This is a genomic window from Candidatus Hartigia pinicola (assembly GCA_020541205.1).
GTDB classification, from domain to species: domain Bacteria; phylum Pseudomonadota; class Gammaproteobacteria; order Enterobacterales; family Enterobacteriaceae; genus Hartigia; species Hartigia pinicola.
Map to the genome: position 1 here is coordinate 434,984 of CP048208.1, position 25,390 is coordinate 460,373.

General features: G+C 27.1%; 15 protein-coding genes. 8 read left to right on the forward strand and 7 right to left on the reverse strand.

The window, feature by feature from the left end; all coding sequences use genetic code 11:
* Positions 1-179 precede the first annotated feature (179 nt).
* The 8 genes from rbfA (at position 180) to GFV14_RS00955 (ending at position 16,800) form a co-directional block, all read left to right on the forward strand.
* Positions 180-605 carry a 30S ribosome-binding factor RbfA gene (rbfA, locus tag GFV14_RS00920; RefSeq protein ID WP_457914473.1) on the forward strand — a complete coding sequence of 142 codons (426 nt, stop codon included), beginning with the start codon at positions 180-182 and terminating at the stop codon, positions 603-605.
* A complete protein-coding gene (truB, locus tag GFV14_RS00925; RefSeq protein ID WP_457914474.1) occupies positions 589-1,542 on the forward strand; it encodes a tRNA pseudouridine(55) synthase TruB in 954 nt (317 codons plus the stop codon). The genes rbfA and truB overlap by 17 nt, the downstream gene beginning before the upstream one ends.
* Before the next feature lie 130 nt (positions 1,543-1,672).
* Positions 1,673-1,942 carry a 30S ribosomal protein S15 gene (rpsO, locus tag GFV14_RS00930; protein WP_457914475.1) on the forward strand — a complete coding sequence of 90 codons (270 nt, stop codon included), beginning with the start codon at positions 1,673-1,675 and terminating at the stop codon, positions 1,940-1,942.
* Positions 1,943-2,477: 535 nt separating this feature from the next.
* Positions 2,478-4,613 (forward strand): polyribonucleotide nucleotidyltransferase, encoded by a 2,136-nt coding sequence (pnp, locus tag GFV14_RS00935; RefSeq protein WP_457914476.1) that lies wholly within the window; start codon positions 2,478-2,480, stop codon positions 4,611-4,613.
* 1,132 nt (positions 4,614-5,745) lie between these two features.
* Positions 5,746-7,653, forward strand: a complete 1,908-nt coding sequence (locus tag GFV14_RS00940; protein ID WP_457914477.1) for a DEAD/DEAH family ATP-dependent RNA helicase — start codon at positions 5,746-5,748, stop codon at positions 7,651-7,653.
* A 2,503-nt stretch (positions 7,654-10,156) separates the two neighbouring features.
* A complete protein-coding gene (gene hemE / locus GFV14_RS00945) occupies positions 10,157-11,221 on the forward strand; it encodes a uroporphyrinogen decarboxylase (RefSeq protein ID WP_457914478.1) in 1,065 nt (354 codons plus the stop codon).
* A gap of 3,251 nt (positions 11,222-14,472) precedes the next feature.
* Positions 14,473-14,958, forward strand: a complete 486-nt coding sequence (coaD, locus tag GFV14_RS00950; RefSeq protein ID WP_457914479.1) for a pantetheine-phosphate adenylyltransferase — start codon at positions 14,473-14,475, stop codon at positions 14,956-14,958.
* Positions 14,959-15,777: 819 nt separating this feature from the next.
* Positions 15,778-16,800: a glycosyltransferase family 8 protein gene (locus GFV14_RS00955; protein ID WP_457914480.1), complete on the forward strand. Its 1,023-nt coding sequence runs from the start codon at positions 15,778-15,780 to the stop codon at positions 16,798-16,800.
* A gap of 28 nt (positions 16,801-16,828) precedes the next feature.
* Here the strand turns inward: GFV14_RS00955 and GFV14_RS00960 are convergent, their stop codons facing one another.
* The 7 genes from GFV14_RS00960 to rpmB all read right to left on the reverse strand — a co-directional run bounded on the left by GFV14_RS00960 (position 16,829) and on the right by rpmB (position 23,594).
* Positions 16,829-17,764 carry a glycosyltransferase family 8 protein gene (locus GFV14_RS00960; RefSeq protein WP_457914481.1) on the reverse strand — a complete coding sequence of 312 codons (936 nt, stop codon included), beginning with the start codon at positions 17,762-17,764 and terminating at the stop codon, positions 16,829-16,831.
* A gap of 1 nt (position 17,765) precedes the next feature.
* Positions 17,766-18,569: a lipopolysaccharide core heptose(I) kinase RfaP gene (rfaP, locus tag GFV14_RS00965; protein WP_457914482.1), complete on the reverse strand. Its 804-nt coding sequence runs from the start codon at positions 18,567-18,569 to the stop codon at positions 17,766-17,768.
* Complete coding sequence (locus GFV14_RS00970; RefSeq protein ID WP_457914483.1) at positions 18,538-19,671, reverse strand: glycosyltransferase family 4 protein; 1,134 nt, start codon at positions 19,669-19,671, stop codon at positions 18,538-18,540. The genes rfaP and GFV14_RS00970 overlap by 32 nt, the downstream gene beginning before the upstream one ends.
* Complete coding sequence (locus GFV14_RS00975; protein WP_457914484.1) at positions 19,668-20,633, reverse strand: glycosyltransferase family 2 protein; 966 nt, start codon at positions 20,631-20,633, stop codon at positions 19,668-19,670. The genes GFV14_RS00970 and GFV14_RS00975 overlap by 4 nt, the downstream gene beginning before the upstream one ends.
* Before the next feature lie 1,179 nt (positions 20,634-21,812).
* On the reverse strand, positions 21,813-22,862 hold the full coding sequence (gene rfaQ, locus GFV14_RS00980; protein WP_457914485.1) for a lipopolysaccharide core heptosyltransferase RfaQ: 1,050 nt from the start codon (positions 22,860-22,862) through the stop codon (positions 21,813-21,815).
* A 314-nt stretch (positions 22,863-23,176) separates the two neighbouring features.
* On the reverse strand, positions 23,177-23,344 hold the full coding sequence (gene rpmG / locus GFV14_RS00985; protein ID WP_457914486.1) for a 50S ribosomal protein L33: 168 nt from the start codon (positions 23,342-23,344) through the stop codon (positions 23,177-23,179).
* Between the two features lies 1 nt (position 23,345).
* Entirely contained in the window at positions 23,346-23,594 is a 249-nt protein-coding gene (gene rpmB / locus GFV14_RS00990; RefSeq protein ID WP_457914487.1) for a 50S ribosomal protein L28, read from the reverse strand.
* Positions 23,595-25,390 lie beyond the last annotated feature (1,796 nt).

A 25,390-nucleotide genomic window follows, 5' to 3' on the forward strand; every position in this document is an offset into this window, starting at 1 on the left:
GGAGATCAGAAACGAAATATTTCTCAAAATCAACAACTAGAAGTATAAATAGTTATATGCTCATCGAGATTCAAAGCATTCGCTAAAAAATATGCAGACAATAAGAAAATTAACACATTATAGGTATTTTAATTTATCCATAAATTAAGGCACTTCTAAAACTCTCAGGAGATATAGAGATGGTAAGAGAATTTAATCGTTCTCAGCGTGTAGCACAAGAGATTCAAAAAGAAATTGCAATTATTTTGCAGCGTAAAGCAAAAGATCTTCGGATTAGTATGGCAACTGTTTCTAGTGTTGAGCTTTCAAAAGATTTGGCTTACGGAAAAGTTTTCTTAACTTTTCTTAATACATTTCATGAAGAAAATGAGAATAAGATAAGTCAAAATAGTATTAAAATTCTGAATAATGCTGCTAGTTTAATTCACTTTTTGTTAGGTAAAGCAATGCATTTACGTATTATTCCTGAGCTTACATTTTTTTACGATAGTTCATTAGTTGATGGTATGTATATATCTAATTTAGTTTCTAATATTGTTCGTATTGATGAGACTCACCGTATAAATGTGAAAGATAAAGAGAAAAATAATGAGGCATTGTCGTAATGCGCGTAATATATGCGGCGTTTTTCTGTTAGATAAACCTAGGGATCTTTCTTCAAATAATGCGTTACAAAAAGTACGGAATTTTTTCAATGCAAAAAAAGCTGGTCACATGGGTGCTTTAGATCCACTTGCAACAGGGATGCTACCAGTTTGTTTTGGGGAAGCAACTAAATTTTCTCAATATCTTCTTAACGCTGATAAGCGTTATCGTGTTGTTGCTCGATTAGGCCAGCGTACAGATACGTCAGATGCTTATGGCGAAGTTATTAGTGAACGTGACATTAACTTTACATCTACGCAGCTTAATAATGCTTTAAACTTTTTTCGCGGAGATACATTACAAATTCCTTCTATGTACTCAGCATTAAAACATCAAGGTCGACCTTTATATGAGTATGCACGTCAAAAAATTATCATTAAGCGAAAAGCTCGTCCTATTACTTTATATAAGTTAGAATGTACTTCTTTGAAGCATAATGAACTTGAACTTGAAATTCACTGTTCTAAAGGAACTTATATTCGGACAATTATTGATGATTTAGGTGAAAGTTTAGGTTGTGGAGCTCATGTGATTTATTTACGTCGCATCCAGGTTGCAAATTATTTTTATGAACACATGGTGACACTGGATCATTTAGCATTTTTAAGAGCTAAGATTGATGAAGGTATAGGATCTTTTGAGTTATTGATTGATTCTTTATTATTATCAATTGATACTTTAGTAATTCATTTTCCAGTTGTACATTTAACTGAGGAAGTAGCGTGTTATTTCAAGCAAGGGCAATCTGTTAAAGGAGATACTATTCACTTATCTGAAGGAACAATGGTTAGAGTAACGTGCGGTGATGATCACCGCTTTATAGGTGTTGCTATTCTTGATAGTGATGAACGGGTGGTGCCGCGACGTTTAGTTGTCGAAACTGAAAAATCAATATAACTGTATAATTGATTTTCTTTTATAAGTATCATATACTAGTATTGTTTAGTCCTTGAGATGCTAAATTAGAGATTGGCTCTCGTTACATATATAACATAATACATGAATAATAATGTATTTGGAGTTGATGATGTCTCTAAGTATTGAAGAGAAAGCGAAAATTATTACTGCACTCGGTCGCCATGAAAATGATACTGGTTCTAGTGAAGTCCAAATTGCTTTTTTAACTGCACAAATTAATTATTTACAAGGTCATTTTTTAAAGCACACAAAAGATCATCACAGCCGTCGTGGTTTGTTACGTATGGTTGCTCAGCGTCGTAAACTACAAACGTACTTGAAACGTAAAAATATCGTAAGTTATTCTGCTCTTGTAGAACATCTTGGTCTACGCCGTTAATGTGATTAGCGTCACTAGAAAGGGGCTATTAGCCCCTTTCTAGTGAAATTTATATAGAGTTAAAGTAATGTTCAGATTACACTTTGATCAGATACTCAGTTAAAATAAAAATATTCATTTATTTTTATTGAAAATTTTGTAAAACTCTGTCTTTTCTTATGGTTATTAAGATATCTTACGTACATTAGTTTTTAGTGAATCACAAGTGGTATTCATGTTTAGTGGAGGTTAAAGAATAGTAATCAAAAGCACTGTAAACATATACACTCATTCTATAGAGAACATGAGACTTATTTCACGCTATGAAGAAAAACGGACTGTAGTGAGTTAATTTTGATTATAAGATTGTCAATCTTTTCTCCTCTAGGGAGAAAAGAATTTAATACAGCCTCTGCAAGCTACAATTAACTCGCATCGCTTATAAGGAGAGTTTAGGATGATTATATCAGTATTTCTTATGAGCTACGGGTCTTAGTAGTAAGAGAAAGCCAATACATCTGAAAATCTCAGGTGACCTAAATTAAAAGGTAATATTTTGTTAAATCCTATCGTTCGCAAATTTCAGTACGGTCAACACACCGTATCAATTGAAACAGGCATGATAGCACGTCAGGCAACGGCAGCTGTTATGGTGAATATGGATGATACTGCTGTTTTTGTTACTGCGGTTGCTCAAAAAAAAGTAAAAGATGGGCAGGATTTTTTCCCATTGACCGTTAATTATCAAGAACGTACTTACGCAGCAGGTCGTATTCCAGGTAGTTTTTTTCGTCGTGAAGGGCGTCCAGGTGAAGGTGAGACGTTGATAGCACGTCTTATCGATCGCCCATTACGCCCTCTTTTCCCTGAAAGATTTTGGAATGAAATCCAGATTATCGCAAAAGTTGTCTCTGTTAACCCACAAGTTAATCCAGATATTGTAGCGATGATTGGTGCTTCAGCGGCACTGACACTGTCCGGGGTTCCTTTTAAGGGTCCAATTGGTGCAGCACGTGTTGGTTTTATTGATGATCAATATGTTCTAAACCCTACAACAAACGAACTAAAAGTAAGTCGCTTAGATTTAGTGATTGCTGGTACAGCAAGCGCGGTGTTAATGGTTGAATCAGAGGCTGAACTTTTAAGTGAAGAACAAATGCTCAGTGCAGTGGTTTTTGGTCACAATGAACAGCAAGTTGTAATTAATGAAATTAATAAATTAGCAAAAGAAGCAGGTAAAGAAAAATGGGATTGGCGACCTAAGCCAGTGAATCAAGCTTTGCAAGATAAAATTGCTGAGCTAGCAGAACACCGTATAGGTGATGCATATCGTTTAACTGAAAAACAAGAACGTTATGCGCAAGTTAACATTATTTTAGATGAAATAATTTCAGAAATTGTCGCTGAAGATGAAAATGTTGATGTTTCTGAAATTGCTGATATGTTAGCTAATTTAGGAAAGAAAGTTGTTCGTAAACGTGTCATTCATGGAGAGCCACGTATTGATGGCCGTGAAAAAGATATGATTCGTGCACTTGATGTGCGTACTGGTCTACTTCCACGTACACATGGCTCTGCTCTGTTTACACGAGGTGAGACTCAAGCTCTAGTCACAACAACACTGGGTACTGAGCGTGATGCTCAGGTGATTGACCAATTAATGGGTGAATATACTGATCGTTTTTTGTTTCACTACAATTTTCCTCCATACTCTGTTGGAGAAACTGGTATGGTGGGATCGCCTAAGCGTCGTGAAATTGGTCATGGCCGTTTAGCAAAACGTGGTGTATTAGCTGTGATGCCTAACTATACTGACTTCCCATATACAATTCGTGTTGTTTCAGAAATTACTGAATCAAATGGTTCATCGTCAATGGCTTCTGTTTGTGGCGCGTCATTGGCTTTAATGGATGCAGGTGTGCCAATTAAAGCTGCTGTTGCAGGAATTGCAATGGGTTTAGTTAAAGAAGGTAATAATTTTGTTGTTCTTTCAGACATTTTAGGTGATGAAGACCACTTAGGTGATATGGACTTTAAAGTTGCCGGTAGTCGTAATGGGATTAGTGCACTTCAAATGGACATAAAAATTGAAGGTATTACTACTGAAATTATGCAAGTTGCATTGAATCAAGCGAAAAGTGCACGTTTGCATATCTTAGCGACGATGGAACAAGCAATTCATAGCCCTCGTGAAGAGATTTCTGAATTTGCACCACGTATTTACACTATTCGTATTAATCCTGATAAAATTAAAGATGTGATCGGCAAAGGTGGTTCAGTAATTCGTGCTCTAACCGAAGAAACTAGTACAACAATTGAGATTGAAGATGATGGCACTGTGAAAATCGCAGCAATAGATTGTCTAAGAGCGAAAAAGGCTATTCGTCGTATTGAAGAAATTACCGCAGAAATTGAAGTGGGTCGTCTCTACGAAGGTAGAGTGACTCGTATTGTAGATTTTGGTGCATTTGTTGCGATCGGTAGCGGGAAAGAAGGTTTAGTTCATATTTCTCAAATTACAGACAAGCGAGTTGAGAAAGTAACTGATTATTTGAAAATGGGTCAAGAAGTTCCTGTGAAGGTTTTAGAAATCGATCGTCAAGGTCGTATTCGTCTCAGTATGAAGGAAGTGGGCGTTACTATTGCAGTAAAGACCACTACTGTAGCGGCAGGCTTTAGAAAAATAGATTGAGTCTAAATAGCGCCCTATTAACTTAGGGCGTAATAGATGCTTTTTTGAAAAACATCAATAATAACAAATAAAGTATATTGAAGCATGTTTATTTGTATCTTTTTATATTTATTATTGTATAAATCATCAGCTACACTATTAAAGATTAGTGTAAAAGGATGCGCGTATTGTTTTTAAAACCTTCATTATAGATAAGAAGTGATATTAACTCGTTATAGTACAGATTATTTCAAACTGCTCTTGAAGCAATGATAAAATAGTCAGCTTTGATATAATCTCGCAGTGTTGTATAATGCCATCGTGGTTTAAAGACATTAGCACGTAATAATTGTAATTGTATTATCTATACGTTCTAATATTCTAAAAATTTTATTTTTTAGCATTTTATTTTATGCAGGATAGGAATTATGATATTACTTTTAAAGCGTTTGATTTTTCACTAGCTCTTGATTCAATTTTCAATTTTACGCATATGAAACCCGCGGTCTTGCTTTTATATTATAGTAGCCGCTACAAATTTATGTAGGATAGCTTGCTGGTGCATGATTATTTAGATTCTAAATGATTTTTTTCGTACACTATATCTTGATGTTCTTAAAAAAAGATACAGACTTGTGCGTAGCGCAAAACATTTTGTTATTCATTATCAAGATGCGAAAGAAAGACAATAAGACTGGGATATTGTAGAGTTTGACCTTATGAAAATCAATAAGGCACATTGATGAAGTACTTAAAAGAAACTGATATGGATGATAAGACGTTACTTACTGAGCGTCTTAGTAAAACTCATTTCTATTTAGGTAAGTATTTTAAGCGTAGGAGATAAGGACAGAGCAATTATGTTATTTATATTAACTGTTGCTAACAATGTTTATAGCTTGATTGAACGCTGTTATGCATTGTTGAAACCAGCACTATTAGGCTAAGCACAAAATGACATTCTAGAATCTGGCCAGCAACAACTGACGAATATTGCAGTATTATTTTTAAGTTATTATACTTTTATGATGACTGCTACTTTATTCGTTTAATCAAACCATTTGAGCCAGTTCACATTTTTAAATAAAAATGACCGAAATATATTTAAAACGGTTATATAAACTGGCCGTTATTAAGTATGAGACACCTTTACATGACCACCGAAACTGATATATCTTTCGCTGATTTAGGTTTATCAGCGTCTATTTTAACTGCTTTAAATAATCTAAAGTATAAAAAACCTTCTCCGATCCAAAAACAATGTATTCCATTGTTGTTAAATGGTTCTGATTTATTGGGTATGGCACAAACAGGTAGTGGTAAAACAGCTGCATTTGGTTTGCCATTATTGCACAATATTAATCCAAATTTAAAAGCTCCGCAAATTTTAGTTCTAGCACCAACTCGTGAGTTAGCTGTCCAAGTTGCTGAAGCAATGAGTGATTTTTCTAAACATATGACTCGTGTCAACGTCGTTGCTCTGTATGGCGGGCAACGTTATGATATACAATTACGTACATTACGACAAGGACCTCAAATTGTTGTAGGTACCCCAGGTCGTCTTCTTGATCATTTAAAACGTGGTACTCTAGATCTTTCGAAACTAAAAAGTTTAGTATTAGATGAAGCAGATGAAATGCTTAGGATGGGCTTCATTGAAGATGTAGAAAATATTATGAGTCAAATCCCAGTAAAGCATCAAACAGCTTTGTTTTCAGCAACAATGCCAGAACCAATTCGACGTATTACACGTCGCTTTATGGATACACCACAAGAAATTCGTATTCAGGCTAGCATTAAGACACGTCCAGATATTTCTCAAAGCTACTGGACTGTGTATGGTATGCGTAAAAATGACGCATTAGTTCGTTTTTTAGAGGTAGAAGATTTTGATGCTGCAATTATTTTTGTACGTACTAAAAACGCAACACTGGAAGTAGCTGAAGCTCTTGAACGTAATGGTTATAATAGTGCAGCACTAAATGGTGATATGAATCAAGCTTTACGTGAGCAAACTTTAGAACGTTTAAAAAATGGTCGGTTAGATATTTTAATTGCAACTGATGTTGCTGCTCGAGGTCTTGATGTTGAACGTATTAGTTTAGTCGTAAACTATGATATCCCAATGGATGCAGAATCTTACATACACCGTATTGGTCGAACTGGCCGTGCTGGCCGTGCTGGCCGTGCTTTACTGTTTGTTGAGCATCGCGAACGTCGTCTTCTTCGTAACGTTGAGCGCATAATGAAACTTACTATTCCTGAAGTTGAACTTCCAGATGCTAAATTGTTAAGTGAACGTCGTCAAGCAAAATTTTCTGAGAAAATTCAAAAGCAATTTGAAAATAGTGATTTAGATCAATACCGTGAACTATTAAAAAAATTATCTCCATCAGAAGATATTGATATGGAGACATTAGCAGCTGCATTACTAAAAATAGTTCAAGGTGAGCGTGCGCTTATTTTATCACCAGATGTGCCACGTCGTGAATTACATAATCGCGATAAACATCATCGTGACAGTCGTCGTGACTTTAATAGTAATGGCAATGTTTTTGAATGCGCAGAGCGAGGTGGTCGTAGCCAGCGTCGTGATGTTAGCAACATGGATGTGTATCGTATTGAAATCGGTCGAGATGATGGAGTGGAAGTTCGTCATATTGTTGGTGCAGTTGCTAATGAAGCTGATATTAGTAGTCGTTATATTGGTAATATTAAACTGTTTAGTAATTACTCAACAATTGAATTACCTAAAGGCATCTCAACTGAGATGTTAATACATTTAAGTCGTGCTCGTATTCTAAATAAACTTATACAAATACAATTGATTGGTGATGCACAATCATTCAAACGTCGTGAGAATCGTGCTGATTCATATCGCGCAGTTAGAAGAGAAAATAGTTTGCATTTAGGGTGTAAGAGCGATTCTAATCGTGATAACGTCGTTAAAAATCATCATGCTGGAAATCGTGATCGTACTCATATAGGTTCTTCACGTCGTCGTTATGAAGAAAACAATGCGACATCTTCACGTTTCCGTAATTCTAATCATAACGTGTGATGACATATATTAATCGTATAATTTAATTTAATATTAAATATATAAAGAAAAGACCGCTTTCAATTTTATTAAGATAGCGGTTTTTTTATTTTATTTTACTAAATTATGATAAGAAAGAATGTTTAATGTTTTATATACCTAAAGAGAATATTATAATTATCTTTAGGTATAAACATACTTACCTAATATTTAGTGAATGCAATTATATTGTAGAGATCGATGGATTGTTTAAATTATTATTTTGTCTTCTTTTTTTGTAATTTTCTAAAGAGATAGCATAGACAATGATAAATCTTGATATTATTTGTGTGATATGTCGTTAAACATAGTACTAATACATTAGTACTGAAAAAAGTTATTTATACAGACGGATTTAGAAAAAAATCGAATTATATCTTTTAATAAATAGTTATGTATTATATTAAATAATATTATTAAAGACACTTAACTAATTGATGATTCATATTAATTATTAATGTTTATTATTAGCTCAGAAAATAATTAACGTTTTTTATTGACAACGCTATTGAAGTAGTATTAATTAATATATATTATTGAGTATGTAAAAAAAATTTTTACTCAATTAATTTTTTATTGCTTATATTTTAGTTAGTTTTTTAAATTCAATAAATTTTCAGTGTATATATTCGCAATATCATGTTTTTATAATACAATACTAAAATATTTTTATTCATATAGATACTAACAAGAAAATCACTACGATAATTTGCTAGACATTGCTAGATTTTCTGAGACTGAGTTAGTGACCTTCATATGTGATAATAACATACATTTTCAATTCATGGTGGATAATATAATACATAATATATATTTTATGTTTTAAATTACTGTAGTTAGAAAGTATATTTTCTTGTAGTTAATATTAGTAATTGTTTTTAATATTCAATAAGCGTTGATTTTTTTCTATAAGAATTTTCACTTTGTTGCTTAGATAAGCTGTACAGTAATCGTTAACTAATATATATTTAATTTAATAATATTATACTTAAGTATATTAAGTAGGTGATAATGTGAGAGCTAGATTTTCATATTTTTAATAACTATCACTTTAAAGAAGTGATAGTATTTGAGATGTTTAGAAATAATATTCAGCTTATGTAGGTTGTTTTGGGGATTATTCTGTAGAAGAATTATATTCTTCATCATCAAGGTTGTCGTTTTTGAAATTTTCATAAATTATATTACACGAAATTTCTATCGGATTATATTCAATTTTTAAAGATTTTTCTTTAGGGTTATAAAATTTCTCATGACAATCCTTAAAGTAAGGTGAATATAATTGTAGACTTACTCTTTATGTTTTAAAGATATTAGAAAACTAGTTGCGTTTTAGTCTTTCCCTGTGTCGTAATATTGAAGAAGTTTATGTCTTCTTTCCTCTTGTCAAAAAAATTGTCAGATTAGTCTATTCTTACAGGCATATTCTGAAATTTACTGAGATGAAGTTTTTTGATCACAAACTGATATTGATTTTATTGTTATTATATCGTTTTATACAAATATTAACGTTCTGCTTGACTGTATTATATTCTTCGATAAAATTGTAATATATATTTTGTTGTTATTTATTTAATATAATTAGCTAAAACTATTATTTGCTATTTTTATAATTCATATTATATTTTTAGTTAAAATGTTAAAGAAGATTCTTTCCGTAAATAGTTCGAATTAATATTATAAAGATTAAAATTTTAGAAGTGTTAATGAGTGTATTTATACTTAATACTGAAGTTTGATATTAACTAATATAATTGAAATTATTATAATATAAATAGAAAAATTTTCATAAATTTATAGTATTAAAATCTTTCTTTCTAGTTGACAATAGTCGAAATAAAAAATTTACCAATATCTTAAAATAACATTGTTTTTATTAAACAGTTAATTGTATTAGACGCGCTAGACTGTACTGATTGGATGAATTTCAAATTTATCTAATCAAATCAGAAAGAAATCTTCATGGATTTGAGTAGCAGTGCAAACTAAGTAAATAATTGAGTTTAGTGTTTAACCTAAGAATATATTCAGTGAGTTTTTGTAGTAATAGAATTAGAAAATTCTCAAAGAATAAGTGAATTCTTTAAAGATTACGTTTAATATAATAGCGTATTCTTATAAAAGATTATTTATTATTTTTTTAAACTATAAAAGTGTGCTCGTTTCTTATATAGCGTTATTAAATTTGTGTTTCTTGTAGTAACAGTGATAGATTTTTATATAAATTTGAATAAACATTATTAGTGTTCACTCGCTTTATTAATATTATATACGTATGTGTTAAGTATAAATATCTATATTAAATATATGATACTTTTAGTAAAAATAGCTGTTATTTATAAGTGTACTTCATAGCAGCGCAATGTAAGTTAATTTTTAAAATAATTAAATTTATAAATTGTATAGGCGTTAACGTCATCACTTTTAATATATTATAATAAAAATTTAACTATATACAATCGCCATTACTAATAATGGAGTCAAAATGATTGAGTTAAAAAATCATCGTTATCTCAGTGCTTTATTGCGTAAACCGGTAGACGTTACCCCTGTATGGATGATGCGTCAAGCAGGGCGTTATTTACCTGAATATAAGGTTATACGTGCACAATTTAGTGATTTTCTTTCTCTGTGTAAAAATATTGAATGTGTCTGCGAAGTAACTCTTCAGCCTTTACGTCGCTTTCATTTGGACGCTGCAATTTTATTCTCTGATATTTTAACCATTCCTGATGCTATGGGACTTGGTTTGTATTTTGATACAAATAAAGGTCCTTGTTTTAAAAACCCAGTAACTAGTTTGAATGATGTAAAAAATATTTCAATCCCTGATCCAGAAATAGATTTAGGTTATGTAATAGATGCAGTGAAAGCTACTCGAAAAGCACTTAATGGTGATGTTCCTCTTATTGGTTTTTCTGGGAGTCCATGGACTCTTGCAACTTATATGGTTGAAGGTGGAAGCAGTAAAGCATTTACAAAAATTAAAAACATGATGTATGAAGATCCACATGCTTTACATCTGTTGCTAGATAAACTTGCAGATAGTATAATTTTATATTTGAATGCACAAATTCGTGCGGGAGCTCAGTCTCTTATAATTTTTGATACTTGGGGTGGTGTGCTTACATATCGTGATTATCTTCAATTTTCTCTATATTATATGCATAACATAGTTGATAGCCTGATCCGTGAAAATGATGGATATTGTATTCCTATCACTTTATTCACTAAGGGTGGTGGTCAGTGGTTAGAAAAAATGGCTGAAACAGGCTGCGATGCTTTGGGTGTGGATTGGACAACAGAAATTGCGGATGCACGTCGTCGTGTGGGTGATAAAGTTGCTTTACAAGGTAATATGGATCCTTCTATACTTTATGCACCCATCCAACGTATAGAAGAAGAAGTGAAAAATATTCTTTCTAGTTTTGGCCATGGAAGTGGACACGTTTTTAACTTAGGTCATGGCATTCATCAAAATATCTCACCTGAACATGTAGGTGCATGTGTTAATGCGGTTTCTTGTTTTTCTCGTCAATATCATCAGTAATTGATCTATGTATACTCTAACGAATTTATAATAATTGAAAATTTCTTGTAAGTGAGAGAGACGGAAGTGCAAAAAAACTGAGATGAATTAATAATACGATAATATGTAATCTTAGGAAATTCACGATGTTACTTATGTAGCATAAGCTTAAAAATTTGTCTTTTACAGGAATATATAGCGCTGTATTTACAAATTTTTATTAAAACACTAGTATATTCTATATGATTAGTTATTAATGATTGAACGTTATCAGAACAGTGATGTTAATTTAGATAAAATTACTAGAAAAATTAATGAAGACAAGATATATCACTTCTGGTCATTTTATGTTTTAATTATTGTTTTATTCTATACTAAAATCAGTTTATGAAAAATTACATCGTATATTCTTGTACTTCATATTTTTGTATGATAGACTAATATTTTTGAACTTTATTAATTAATCAATTTTAGAGATGATTAATTGTAAATCAAAACAGTTTACTTGCTACATTTTAAAAGATTTAATTTTAGAGTCAATATTTTAAAATAAACAAAAAATAGATATGTTATTCATTAATTATTTATTGTTTAAGTTAGTTGTAGCTGTATGCTAACAATTTAAAATAGTAGAATATTTTATTTTTTAATATTAGATAAGAATTTGTTATTTTCTTTATTGTAGTGAAAGTAAAAATATTTATAAGGTTATAACTACTAAAAGAAATGTTTTTCTTTATGGATAAGTAAGCTTTAATAAAATTTTAAAAACATTAAAAACAATCTATATATTTTACTGCTAATCATTTAGTATTAGTAAATATTTAGGTACATGATACATATATCGATATGATTCAAGCGACATTATGTTAACATTCTATGTTCCTGTGTTAGTGATATATCTGAATTAGAAAATATTATTTTAGATAAGTAAATTAAAAGATGTAAATACTTACTAAATTATCTTTAATATAATTTTAGAAATGTTAATGATTAAAATAATTAAGTTTATTTTAATAAGTTATTAAAAAATTGAATAATATTTTATTTACTGATTATTTTAATAGTTACAGTTGTGTTGTGTAATTAACTTATATGTTTTTAGGCATAGTTATTTATTTAAAACTCAGTATTAAAATAATGCACTATATAATTCCAGTAAGTGAAATTTTTCCATGATTCGCTTTCTATAAAAAGTAGAGCTTAGAGTGTATTAAGTCAGGCGAAAATTTCGATTTCATGAGAAGCGTGAAAATTAGTGATATCCACATTTAATTAATCGATTTTACAATTTTTTAGTAAAAATATGATAGAGAGTAACATACTAAGTGCTAAGATTTAATATTTATTCAGTAATTATAACGGATCATTCATGTTATTGATTAAAAAGTAATTATTATGAAATTTATAAGATACACTATTAATTTCATATTTTATGGACTTAATCAATGCTATATGTATTGTCTAACAAGTTTATAAATAAGACTGAATGAGTTTATACTATTAAAAAATTATTAGATGCAAAAAATATTTCAGAAAAGACAAAATTAACAAAGACAAAATTAGAATTCATTCTAAATACTATTTTTAGAGATTTCACATAAATATTACTAATAATTATTGTTTAGTTCTAGTGTTTTTATAATAATATAATTATTATAGTATGTAATGAATAGCATTTGATTCTTTGTTGAAAAGCATTAAAAATATTGATAACATTCTTAATGTTCATACTATGTTTTTTATTTTTAACTTTTGACATGTACACGTGTATTGATTTTAATTCATGTCTAGATTGTATTTAGTTAGGCATTATATTGAAAATATGTCATTAAAACTTATATACTGGCTTAATCAAACATTATAAAATAAATCTATCGTAGTAAAAATAATGCTATGATTTTTATGTGACTTACAGAAAAATTAAAAATTACTTGTGCAAGATATAATAATGCTTTAGTGATTTTATTTTAAAAAATTCTAAATTTTTATTTTTATATTTTTTTAAGTGTGCAGCAATAGAATTTAAAGTTGCTTTTGAGAAAAAGAATTTTATCTATAACGATAATACCACTAATGTTAATCTTGATTGTTATGTGAAAACTACTGAGAAGTTATATCAAAGAATACTACAAGGAGTATATTATTAGTTTAGCCTTGGAGTTTTCAAAAGCATATTTTCTAAATATAATGAGAGATACATTTTAACTCTAATAATATATGCAAGAAAGTCTTTCAGTTTAATTCATGTCATTTTTTATATTATAGTTTAGTTTCAAAGAAAGCTTTATCTTCATTTTTTTATACTTCTATTAATTTTATTTATTTCTCTTAGTTATATAGTTAAACTATAATCCAAATGATCTATTAATTTTATTATTTTTTATATTTCTAAAGATTTAATAGTTATTAAAAATTTTTAAGAGTAATTTTTATATATTTTATTGGAAAATTAAATTTTAAAATTATTATGTTAGTGAAAAAAATATCAAGCAATTAAATAGTTTTATTATATTTACCTATAAAATTAATATGCGTAGGTGTTGTATGCATGATTGAAGATTTTAAAATTAGTTTTGAATAAAGTATCTTTAGGAGTTTCTAAAAAATTTTTATATTTTATGTTAAATTTTATCAAGATAAATTATTAGAAAAAATGACAATTATTTCAAAACAGTCTTAAAAATGTAGTTGGCATTAGATTTTACTCAGAATTAGTAAGAGTGTTTAAATAACTTTAGTTATGAGTGAATCACTAATAACGTAAAGAATATGGAAACGAATCATAAAAGACTATGATTCGAGTAAAAAACTGTCTAATATTAAACAATGCTGATTTTTAAATTCCCAAGCTTGATCTTATTTAATTTCAGTGGAAACAACTAATCACTAGACAAAAATCACGTTACTAGTTTTAGCCTATATAACAATTACTTTCTTGCATTGAGAAAGTATAAGTTAAGTACGGTGAACATAGTTGATAATATATCGATGATATATATCTTATACTAAGAAAGTGATGAAGAAAATAAAATGTATTACATTTTATGCATTTTATTGAATTTATAAGTGTTTTTGTTAAATCCACATTAAGTGAAGAAAAAATATCTAAATATATCGAAGAATCATGATAAATATATTGAATAATATACGTTATTTTTTAATGTAGTATTTTTATTTTAGTATATATGAAAAATATTGAATAGGTTTCTACAGAAAGTATATTTGATTTTATTTTTAATAAATATATATAAATGTGAGATATCATTATTATGACACATAAAGCTATTTATCCTGGAACGTTTGATCCAATTACTTTAGGACATATTGATATTGTTTCTCGTGCAGCGGCAATATTTGATCATGTATTACTTGCTATTACTGATAATCAATGTAAAAGTCCTATGTTTATTATTAATGAGCGTATTCAGCTTGCACAGACGGTGACTAAACATTTAGAAAATGTTAAAGTGGTCGGCTTTTCTGAGTTAATAGCTAATTTTGCACAGAAAAATGGTGTAAATATTTTAATTCGAGGTATTCGTTCTGTGTTAGATTTCGAGTATGAGTCACAGTTTGCTGAAGTAAATAGATATTTTGTTCCTGATCTTGAAACTGTATTTTTACTCCCTTCTCAGGGTCTTTCTTTTATTTCTTCATCATTAATAAAAGATATCGCACTGTATGATGGTAATACGTCTTCTTTTTTACCACAAATTGTTTCTGAAGCGATGTTAAAAAAATTAAATAAAATATAAAGTAAAAAATTAACAAGCTAGTTTTAGTACTCAAGGTAAAATATTATTTAGTGGAAAATATTTAATATATTTTATAAAATTGTATATATGAGTCAAGCATCGTTATTTTAGCGTATATAAATATTTATTAAATAATAATCTTATTATTTATTTAGCAGTACAAAAATTTATAATATTATATCGTCTTATTTTATTAAATGCTGTAACAATTTTATCTCTATATAATAAGCTTAGAATGTTAAAATCAAAAGAGCTACAACATGACGCTGTATGAGCATCAACATTTACTAAACTAACAATATATTTATTATCTATTTTCTACTGAGTTCAGGAACTTTAGTACTAGTTTATCAGAACGTTACACAGGCTTCAGTGTATTAAAATAATGATTTTTAGGATAATACTAAAGTAAATACTTTGAAATTTTGAAAGATATGAATATAATTATGTTTTAGGGTGATGTTTGGATTGAATCTGTATAAGGTTGTAATAGATATATCAACTAAATAATAACAAAACTTTTTATTTCTAATATAATATATTCATCTTAATGATAAAACTTGACAGTATTTAATACGATAAATATTTATTCTTTTAATACTAGTTAATATAAATAATTATTGCTTATAATGATATATTAAATGTTATTAAAAACGAGATGAGATTTTATTTTTCTTTGAGCAGTTTAATCTTTACTAATTTTATCATAGATTTTCAAAATGCATATTAAAACATCAATTAAAATATCATGTATTTTTTTAAAATGTTATGATAGATAATAATTGTATACTTATTCTTCCAGTAAGTAAGGTAAAGAATATGTTTTTTAAGAATTTGAAAATATTATCTCACCATTTTACATATGATTACAGTGACAATAAATTAGAAAAATTTAATATAATTTATGGGATTACAGAAAATTTTTTACTTGGTGCAGTTGTTTCAATGGAATCAATTATTAAAAATAATCTCGATATGCCATTAAATTTTCATTTTTTTATTGAAAAAATTTCTCATCAGAATCTAAATAAATTAGAACAAACATCAAAGTTATATCAACAAACTGTTTCAATTTATCTAATAGATAATACTAATTTATCATTTTTACCTGTAACAGAGCGTTGGCCATATGCTACATATTATAGAATTATAGGATTTGATATTTTATCTTTCAAATATAATACTGCGCTTTATTTAGATGCAGATATTATTTGTAAAGGTGATCTATCTACACTATCTGTTTTAGATTTAAATGAATATTACATTGCTGCAGTCTCTGATTTAGAAAGCTTACAAATTCGAGCAAAAACATTTGCAATAGTCACTGACGCTAAATATTTTAATTCTGGTGTTATGTTAGCTAATTTAAAAAACTGGAAAAAAGATCAGTTAACTTTAAACTTTTTTAATTTACTACATGATACAAAAAATCAATCTTTATTTCCAGATCAAGATATTTTAAATATTATCACTAGAAATAAAATTCTTTACTTAAATAAAAATTATAATTGTTTCTATGAAATAGATAGTGAAATAAAAAGTAAGAATATTTATGCTTATAAAGATAAAATCACTGATGAAGTTAAACTTATTCATTATGTTGGTATCTCCAAACCTTGGTACGATTGGGTGAATTATCCGTCTATAAAATTTTTTAGGGAAATATATCAAAACTCACAATGGTCGACTGTTCCTTTAGAAAAAGCTAGTACATCTATACAACAAAAAAAGAAATTTTCTCATAAGAGATTACAAAAAAAATACTATGCTAGTTTTATCAGTTATATTGTTTATATTTTATTTAAAATAAGAAATTTTATTAATTTTCAGTGTTACAGATAATTTTTATATTTTAATATTCATTTATTAATTATAGCTTAAGCTTTGTTTTTAAATATTTTAAATAAAATTTTAAAGCTAATAGATAGTTTTTATTATAACATTCTTCACGACAATACACTCTATTATCACTATTTTTTACTTTAGGGGTATAACTGCGCAATTTTGTATTGTTCCATGGAGTAAAATGTTTATAAAAAATAAAAAGATTTTGGGATAGACACTTATGTTCTTTATACCAGGGTTTTCTACTTCCAGTAAAATGGATAATTTTTGGTATTGATAATTTTGAATAAAAATAGTTTTCTTTTTCATGAAAGTTCATCCATGTATATAAATAATTCCATGAATTATTCATTATGATAATATTATCCTCAAGAATTTTATTTAACGCATCTTGTTCATAATAAGTAAGCGATTCCCAAGAGTGACTAATAAGATTGTTGATCTTGTTTTCAACATCAAAGTCTATCCAATTTTTAATGTTAATATATAAGACACCGGCATTAAAATAAAATTTTCGCTTTAATCCCAATCGAGCAGTATTTTTAGTATCTATATTATTTTTGGTATCTGAAGAAACAGCGCAAATATAATGAACAATATTTATATTATCTATCTCTGATAAATCAGAAAAACATAACGTATCGATATCTAAGTAAATTATTTTTTCCACTCTACCATACAGCATTCGTGGAACTATTAATTTTATATAAGTTGACATATTTAAATGTTTTATGATATAATTTCTATTATATTTTTTCATTACGTCATCATTTATATGATAAAAAAGGATATTTGCATCAATTTTTTTTAATTTTTCTAAATTTTCTTTTGATATCTTAAAAAGAAAAATATGAAAATATATAGTATTTTTTAAATTGTTTAATAACACTGACATAAGAGATACAGATAAATATTCAACATAATTATTATCAGAGCAATAAGCAATATCAATTCTACTCACTTTATAAACCTCTTCGCTCAGTTCTTTTTTTAATTAATATTGATTTATTTTTTGCTTTTTTTATTAAATCGCTTTCTATGCTGAAAATTGTTCTAAGATCTAAGTCAAAATACGTTTTAAGAAATCGATAAATATCTCTGTTTGTTATTCCAAGTTCTAAAGAAGAAAAATATATTCCCATCAGATCTTTATCTCTCCATCGCTTAGGTATTCTTTTTCTTATTTGAGCTCTATGCAAGTCAATAATATATAATATAATATCACCATTTGTGTTATAATAACTTTCATCCAATAAAAAATGACACAGATAACAATCTCGATGATTTAAACCTGAACAATGCATATCTGATATAATCAATGCCAATGCTCTAATTATATTAATTTTAGTTTGAAATTTTGGTTTATGTTTGTACCAATTTTTACAATAATCTTTTAGGCTAATGGTAGCATTTAATTCTTTAGTAATTAAAAATGACTGTCTTGTGAATAGGTTTAATCCTTTAACTCCTACAGCATAGACATCCATTGTATTTATATTAAACTTCTTTAAGTGATATATTGCATTTAATTCTTGCCGTGCATCTAATACAGGAAGGCGAAAGCTAAAAATGTTTTTTAGAACTTCACTTATAGTTATACCATAGTGAAGTTTAATAAAAAATGATTCATAACTAATAAAAAATTTAATTGTTTTTCGATTTTTTATTTGACGATATATTTTTCCACTAATAAGACTTACTTCATAAAAAGGATCTTTATTTTTCCATAATTTATTAAAAGGTGATTTGTATTTTATTATTAACATAATCTTCAATATAATTTACGACTTTCGATGGTAAACTATACAAATCATGAGTATTAGAAAAGTTTATTGCGTTATTTTTGAATATTTCTAAAACAGCTATATTAGTTAGTATTTTTTTTAATTCTAAATTAAAATGTTCTTGAGAAAATGGAAAAGGAAGAAGAATACCACTATTTGCATGAAGAATATAAGACGAATATCCACACACATCAGTAATAATTGAAGGTACTCCAGAAATAAGTGCTTCAAGAAGCACAATACCTGCAGCTTCTTGTCTTGCAGGATGTAATAATAAATCAGCTGATGCAAGAAATACATTGATATTATCTCGACTTCCTAAGAAAAAAACTTGTTTTTCAATATTTAATTTTCTAGCTAAGTTGCTAAATTTTTTAATTTTATCTTGTCCTATTACATAATAAATAATATTCTTTTTTAGAGTGTTAGGTAAATTAGCAATAGCAATTAAACTTCTATCAACCCCTTTTCGAGTATAATTAGAACCAATTTGAATAACAACTATGTTTTTATCAGATAAATTATTATCAGCTCTAAATTTTTTTTTTATTATATTAAAATACTTATTCCATTTAAGATCTAAAGAAATACCTGGTGGTAATAATTTAAATCGTGAGCTTTGAGTATGATAAATAGAGGTAAAATCTTCAATTTGTTTATCTGTTAACATTAATAATAATGTCTTCTTTTCAGAAGAAAAAACAGAACGTTCAAATTTTATATAATGTTGATATCTAGGTAATAATTTATATAAGTAACTTTTTTTCTGTGTAGCGTAGCAAGTATCTGCTGCATAATAAATATCTAATCCTGGCATTTTATTAAAGCCAAAAATACAATCTACATTTTGTAATTTTAAATCATTGTTAACCCATTTAGAATAATTTTTATTTTTTGTATGGTTAGTGAAGCCTTTTTTAGGAACTTTAATGATTTTCATATTAGAAGGTTGAAAACCTTTCCATGACATAACATAAACAAGAACGTCATAATGACGTTTTATACATTCTTTAACAATATGTAAAAAATCTTGTTGCAAACCACCATAAGGGAAAAAATTATAAAGACAAAATGCAATTTTCATACGTTCTTTTTCTTTAATTGTAGCTTATATTTTAATTTTGAAAAATAATAATGTAATTTACAATATTTAAATTTTCTTATTTTAGACGATGAAACTTTAAGATTATATTGTTTGATTAATTTCAGTATATAATAAGTTAAATTATAAAATCTTTCATCATAACAATAATATCCATTGATTTTTTTTATGTATTTTCTAGTTAAAAAAAATATATTTATTAAATACATTACAAATAGTTTCGCTTGTTTATCAGTAGCTTTGTTTTGTATAAAGTCTACTGATTTATCGATGGCAAAATAGAGGTCTTGAATATCACTTTCTTGTATTTGTTGTGTAATCGATACTTGTGATTTATGATAAATATACAACTTATTTGATACGTGCTTAATTGATATTGCTTTGATATATATATATGGTAATAAGATTATGTCTTCATATCTACGAAAAGGTTCAAATTGTTCATTTTCCCATAATTTTTTCTTATATATTCTCGAAAATAAATACCAGTGTGAAACTGAAAATACATTCTCGATATTACTAGTTCCATAATTTGGTTTCATTACTTGATTTTTATAATAAAAATCAAAGCTAATAATATCATATTTTAACTGAGATATGATTGGCATAAGTAATTCAAAGTAATTAGATACAATGTCATCATCGCTATCGATAAAGCCAATATAGGTTCCATTTGCATTTTTTAAGCCTGTATTTCGAGCAATAGACACCCCTAAGTTGTTTTCATGTTGAATAACTTTAACTTGAATTTCTTGACAACTATTGCTCAGTACACTTTTAATAGAGTTTATTGTATTATCAGTTGACCCATCATTTATAATAATTATTTCTACACTATTTGGTAATGATTTCATCATTTTGACTAGCAATATATAAATACTAGACTCACGATTAAATACGGGAATTATCAAACTAAGTAAATAGTTTTTTTCTTTATGAATCATGTTGATTATTCCTCTATATTATTTCTTAAAGACATACATAAAATTATATAGGTAATTCTACATATCAGCATTATATTGTTGCTATAAAAACTATCTCATTCATTTCATATCCAATTGTTTTAATTACAAATAGAACAGGATAGATATTTTTATATTTAAATATAGTATATACTAACAAACTAAATAAAATAAGATATCATACTAGCTCTAAAACATTTTTTAAGAAGTATAAATTAAAGTATATCATTATGTAAATGCATATTACTAAAATCTATTGTTGAGCTTAATTTATGATCAATTAGTTTGTATTTTCATTCATTGATTTATTTTTTGTTTCTATAAATGAATTTAGTAAATATTTATCTATTTTAATTTTTATTTTTATCATAGAAAATTTCGCATGAATTGAAATATAGTTGTTATTTTTTTTGAATCGCATTGTAATCATACATAATAGCATTGGAATATGAAGTTAAAATATTTTTACTAAAAAAGATAATTAGGAATAAATCTATTCTAAAGGTATTAAAATATTTTTTATTTTTTATTAATTTAAAATTATAAAAATTCATAATACAAAAAAGAACAATTATAATAGTAGTTCTTTTTTTTAGTGATAAATAAGATAGTACATAAATATATTGAATAATAATTTAATTAATATGTTTAATCTCGTTACTGACAAAAATATAAGTGTAAAAAATATAAAATGTGTTTTTAATGTAAAAACATATTTTAATTTTACCGATTACTGAAAAGTCATTTTTAAAAAATATGATGATTATCACTAAAGATAAAATAGAAGTATATAATAATTTAGGAAGATTATTAGATTGAAAATTTAATGAATGTACCAGAATTAATATAATTGATATTGCTAAGATAATATTACTTGATTTTTATATGAGCAGTATGTAGATAAAAATTTATTTGAATCATCTGCTTTAAAATATACCTAAATTAAAGTTAAAACGCTAAATAAAATGAACAAAAAAGCAAAGATCAACTTTTATTTTTTATTTTTCATAAGTAATAACGTTGCGTGGACACTTATGAAATAAAAAATTGTTCTGCGTATTTGAGTTCTAAAATAAATATTAAAACACATAACATATATACTATTCATGAGATTTTTAAAATTTTTGTATTTAATATTATATATTTAAAGTATATTATGTTTTATAAAATAATATTCTTGGGTAACATCTTTTCTATTGCTTTTATAACGTCAGATGCAGGTATAATAGAAAGATATCTTTTAGTTCTATCTAGTTTGTTTCTTGCGGGAACTGGTTGATAATCGCCTGACCAAAATTGCACTACGTTTTTACTCCATGGCCGCCAAGCAATATGATTAGTTGCACCAAATAAGCAGATAATTGGAGTGTTTACAGCAGCCGCTATATGAATGGGTGCAGAATCAACACCGATAAATAATACAGCATGTGCAATCAAAGCGCCTAATTCAGGGAAAGATGTTTTACCTGCCAATTTAATGATTGGTTTCATTTTGCAATGTGACACAATATGATTAATAATATTAATATCTGCTTTGCATGGGCTCGATGTTAAAACTACTTTATATCCTCTGGAACTTAAAGAATCAATAACTTGAGAAAATTTCTTGTCATCCCAACATTTAAAAAATTGTCGTGCTGTTGGTTGTATTACGACGTAGTTACTACGAATACCTAACAGAAAAAGTTTTTTTTTAATAGTTTCCCAATCTTGTTTACGATAAGACATTGTTGTTTTATTATATATTTTAGTTAAGCCTAACGGGTTCAGGATTGATAAGTTCTTTGTAACAATATTTTCACCTTGCGCAAGCACTAAATGAGTAAAACTATTATTCCAATATTTAGATTTTCTACCATAAATCAACTGACTTAGTTTTACTGGTGCAGAAATACTTCTAACAAGAATTGCAATTATCCATTGATCGGTAAGGTTTACTACTAAATCATATGTATTACGACGTAGTTTAAGTAATAAACTGAGAAAATTGTATATTTTACTAAACCCGTGATTTTTTTTATTTTTTATTCCATACAAAGCATGAATATCACTATTGACAGATAAAATAGGCATTGTATCTTGATAAAGTAACACATCAATTTCAGCATTTGGATAGTTTTGCTTTAATGTACTTATGACTGGTGTAGTTAGAAGCATATCTCCATGGAATCGCATCTTGATAATAAGAATTTTTGTAAACTGTTTTTTCACGACATACTCTTTATTATGTTTATATCTTATAAAAATTTGAGTACATCTATACAATAATCTAATCTCTCTGAGAGAGATTAGATTATTGTATAGATCAAATAATAAAATCTATTAATAAAGATATTAACTAGAAGTTATAACTGGATGTACACAAACTAAATATAAGTTTTTAAAAATGTGATGTTGTTGATTTAACGAATAATAAATATTTCTTACTTTAAAAATAATCGAGAGAATATTTAAAATTTATTTATAAAAATATTTTTATTTTAGGGTAAAATCCTGATGATTCTGGGTTTTACAGAAAATGTAAATTACTTAATTTTTGTTTCTCTATAAATGACATATTTTCTCAAAACTGGATCAAATTTTTTTAATTCTAATTTTTCTGACATGTTACGCTTGTTTTTCGTAGTGGTGTAGAAGTGACCGGTAGATTCAGAAGAAAGAAGTTTAATTTTTTCGCGCATACCTTTAGCCATTTTAAAGCTCCTTCGTGTTTCTTTTTATACGGGTATATAGTTCAGAAAGAACTATGTCAATACCTTTTTTATCGATAATACGCATACCTTTAGCAGATATACGCAATGTTATAAAACGTTTCTCAGACTCAATCCAGAAACGATGAGAGTGGAGATTTGGAAAAAAACGACGTTTAGTTGCATTACATGCATGTGAACGGTTATTACCACTCATAGGACGCTTTCCAGTAACTTGGCAGACTCGTGACATATTTGTTCTCCAAAAATCTAATCATCTCGAGTGTATATTATAAGCATGTTACTGTATCAGGGTTTGGAGTTTATCTTTTGGAAATCTTATCTACTAAAAGATTAGCAGTATTTTAGTAAAACACTTGTTACGATAAGTATTTCTTATTAAGAATAAGATCTTGTAAAGTGATTTAGTCTATGCTTTTAATAGCTGTACTCAAGAGATATGTAAAAGATCATTTTAGTTAATGTAATTATTTTATAACTCTTCTCTTGCAAAGAATCAAATATAATATTTATTTTAAGTATATAAGGACTGAGTAATTAGACTTTATTAAGTATTACCTATTTATAATACCTTACTTCTTTCTGAAGAACCTAGTAATTAATATAATATAATCAAACGATACTTGCATTAATCTTCATAGTAAAATAAATAATTTTTATTAGATAAATATTTACATGATCACTACTTCTTAGGTAGTGATTTGTGATAAAATATATTAGTCTTGAGTCTTTCATCTAATAAAATACTAGATTTATTAATCATTAAGTAATCGTATTATTAATAAATATTACTTGATATTATATGTTTATATAAAACGATTTTATACAAATAAAATAGTTAAGCAATTAATAAATTAAAATTGTGTAAAACTTCTAAAATTTATTTTTATATAATATTTTTTATTAAAGACTGAGGTTAAAATAAAAGTGAAATATAGAAAATAAATTACTGAAATCACCGATTAAATTATTAAAAATTGATTCTTTTAGTTTTCCTATATATGACGTGCATAACTTTATATCGTTTTATACAGTGATAGCACATATTAACATTTTTTTAGTTTTAATGATTTTGAAATTCTTTTATGACATTTTGAGATTATTCTTTTCATTTTTTATAAAACAACATCAACAGCACCCATTATATAACAATAACTAACTTATATAGTAGTGCGAAAAAGTAAATTATATATTTGTGATTCTCCTAAATATTATTGATATTTGATTTTACTATGGATAGTAAAAAATGAAAAGTATCATGAAATGCATATTTCTTGTGATTGATACTAGTATTGCTGTTTTGTAAGATTTTCAACCTAATTAGATTAGTGTAAATGATGAGTGCTATTTTATATTGTAATAATTAAAGCAGAATATAATATGTATGTTTCATATTGTAAATATTGAGATTTGTTTTATCGGATAATTGTTTAGATTAGGCAAAAGGAATATTATGAATATTCAATTCGTAAAACAAATCAGTATTTTTTATTGCAAAGATAGTTGCTATATTTAATTTTCACGAATTACTATTCGTATAAAAAAATTTACTAACAACTGTTTTCTCGCATGACGAGAAGTTGTAGTAATTTTAATGAATGTAAAAATCTAGAAAAACAATTATATTATATAAGTTGATCAAAGTAAAATGATATTAATATATATAATCGAGGCATTAAATAATGATCATTAAATATATACAGATGCTGAAATTAGTTATATAAATAATCTATTATATATAGTACATTTTGTATATAATGTACTTAATTTTATATATTGTAGTAGTGACTACAGATGAAAAATAAAAGAATTTTTGATTGAAAAATTAGTAGGTCAGAGAGGTGATTATGTTAAACTTATTGCTAGATTTGTCAATGTAACATTATATCTTTACAGTGTATGTATTGTTCTAGTTAGCATATTTAATACGCATAAGAAATTTATCAAATAATTATATAGAAAAATATCTTTATTAATTAAACTTTTATTTAAAAATTATTAAGAAACCTATATATTTTTGTTAGTGTA

Bases quoted from the DNA above. Each gene is read 5' to 3' on its own strand.
- rbfA (WP_457914473.1), top strand. From the start codon at position 180: ATGGTAAGAGAATTTAATCGTTCTCAGCGTGTAGCACAAGAGATTCAA.
- truB (WP_457914474.1), top strand. From the start codon at position 589: ATGAGGCATTGTCGTAATGCGCGTAATATATGCGGCGTTTTTCTGTTA.
- rpsO (WP_457914475.1), top strand. From the start codon at position 1,673: ATGTCTCTAAGTATTGAAGAGAAAGCGAAAATTATTACTGCACTCGGT.
- GFV14_RS00940 (WP_457914477.1), top strand. From the start codon at position 5,746: ATGACCACCGAAACTGATATATCTTTCGCTGATTTAGGTTTATCAGCG.
- hemE (WP_457914478.1), top strand. From the start codon at position 10,157: ATGATTGAGTTAAAAAATCATCGTTATCTCAGTGCTTTATTGCGTAAA.
- coaD (WP_457914479.1), top strand. From the start codon at position 14,473: ATGACACATAAAGCTATTTATCCTGGAACGTTTGATCCAATTACTTTA.
- GFV14_RS00955 (WP_457914480.1), top strand. From the start codon at position 15,778: ATGTTTTTTAAGAATTTGAAAATATTATCTCACCATTTTACATATGAT.
- rfaP (WP_457914482.1), bottom strand. From the start codon at position 18,569: ATGTTAATAATAAAATACAAATCACCTTTTAATAAATTATGGAAAAAT.
- GFV14_RS00970 (WP_457914483.1), bottom strand. From the start codon at position 19,671: ATGAAAATTGCATTTTGTCTTTATAATTTTTTCCCTTATGGTGGTTTG.
- GFV14_RS00975 (WP_457914484.1), bottom strand. From the start codon at position 20,633: ATGATTCATAAAGAAAAAAACTATTTACTTAGTTTGATAATTCCCGTA.
- rpmG (WP_457914486.1), bottom strand. From the start codon at position 23,344: ATGGCTAAAGGTATGCGCGAAAAAATTAAACTTCTTTCTTCTGAATCT.
- rpmB (WP_457914487.1), bottom strand. From the start codon at position 23,594: ATGTCACGAGTCTGCCAAGTTACTGGAAAGCGTCCTATGAGTGGTAAT.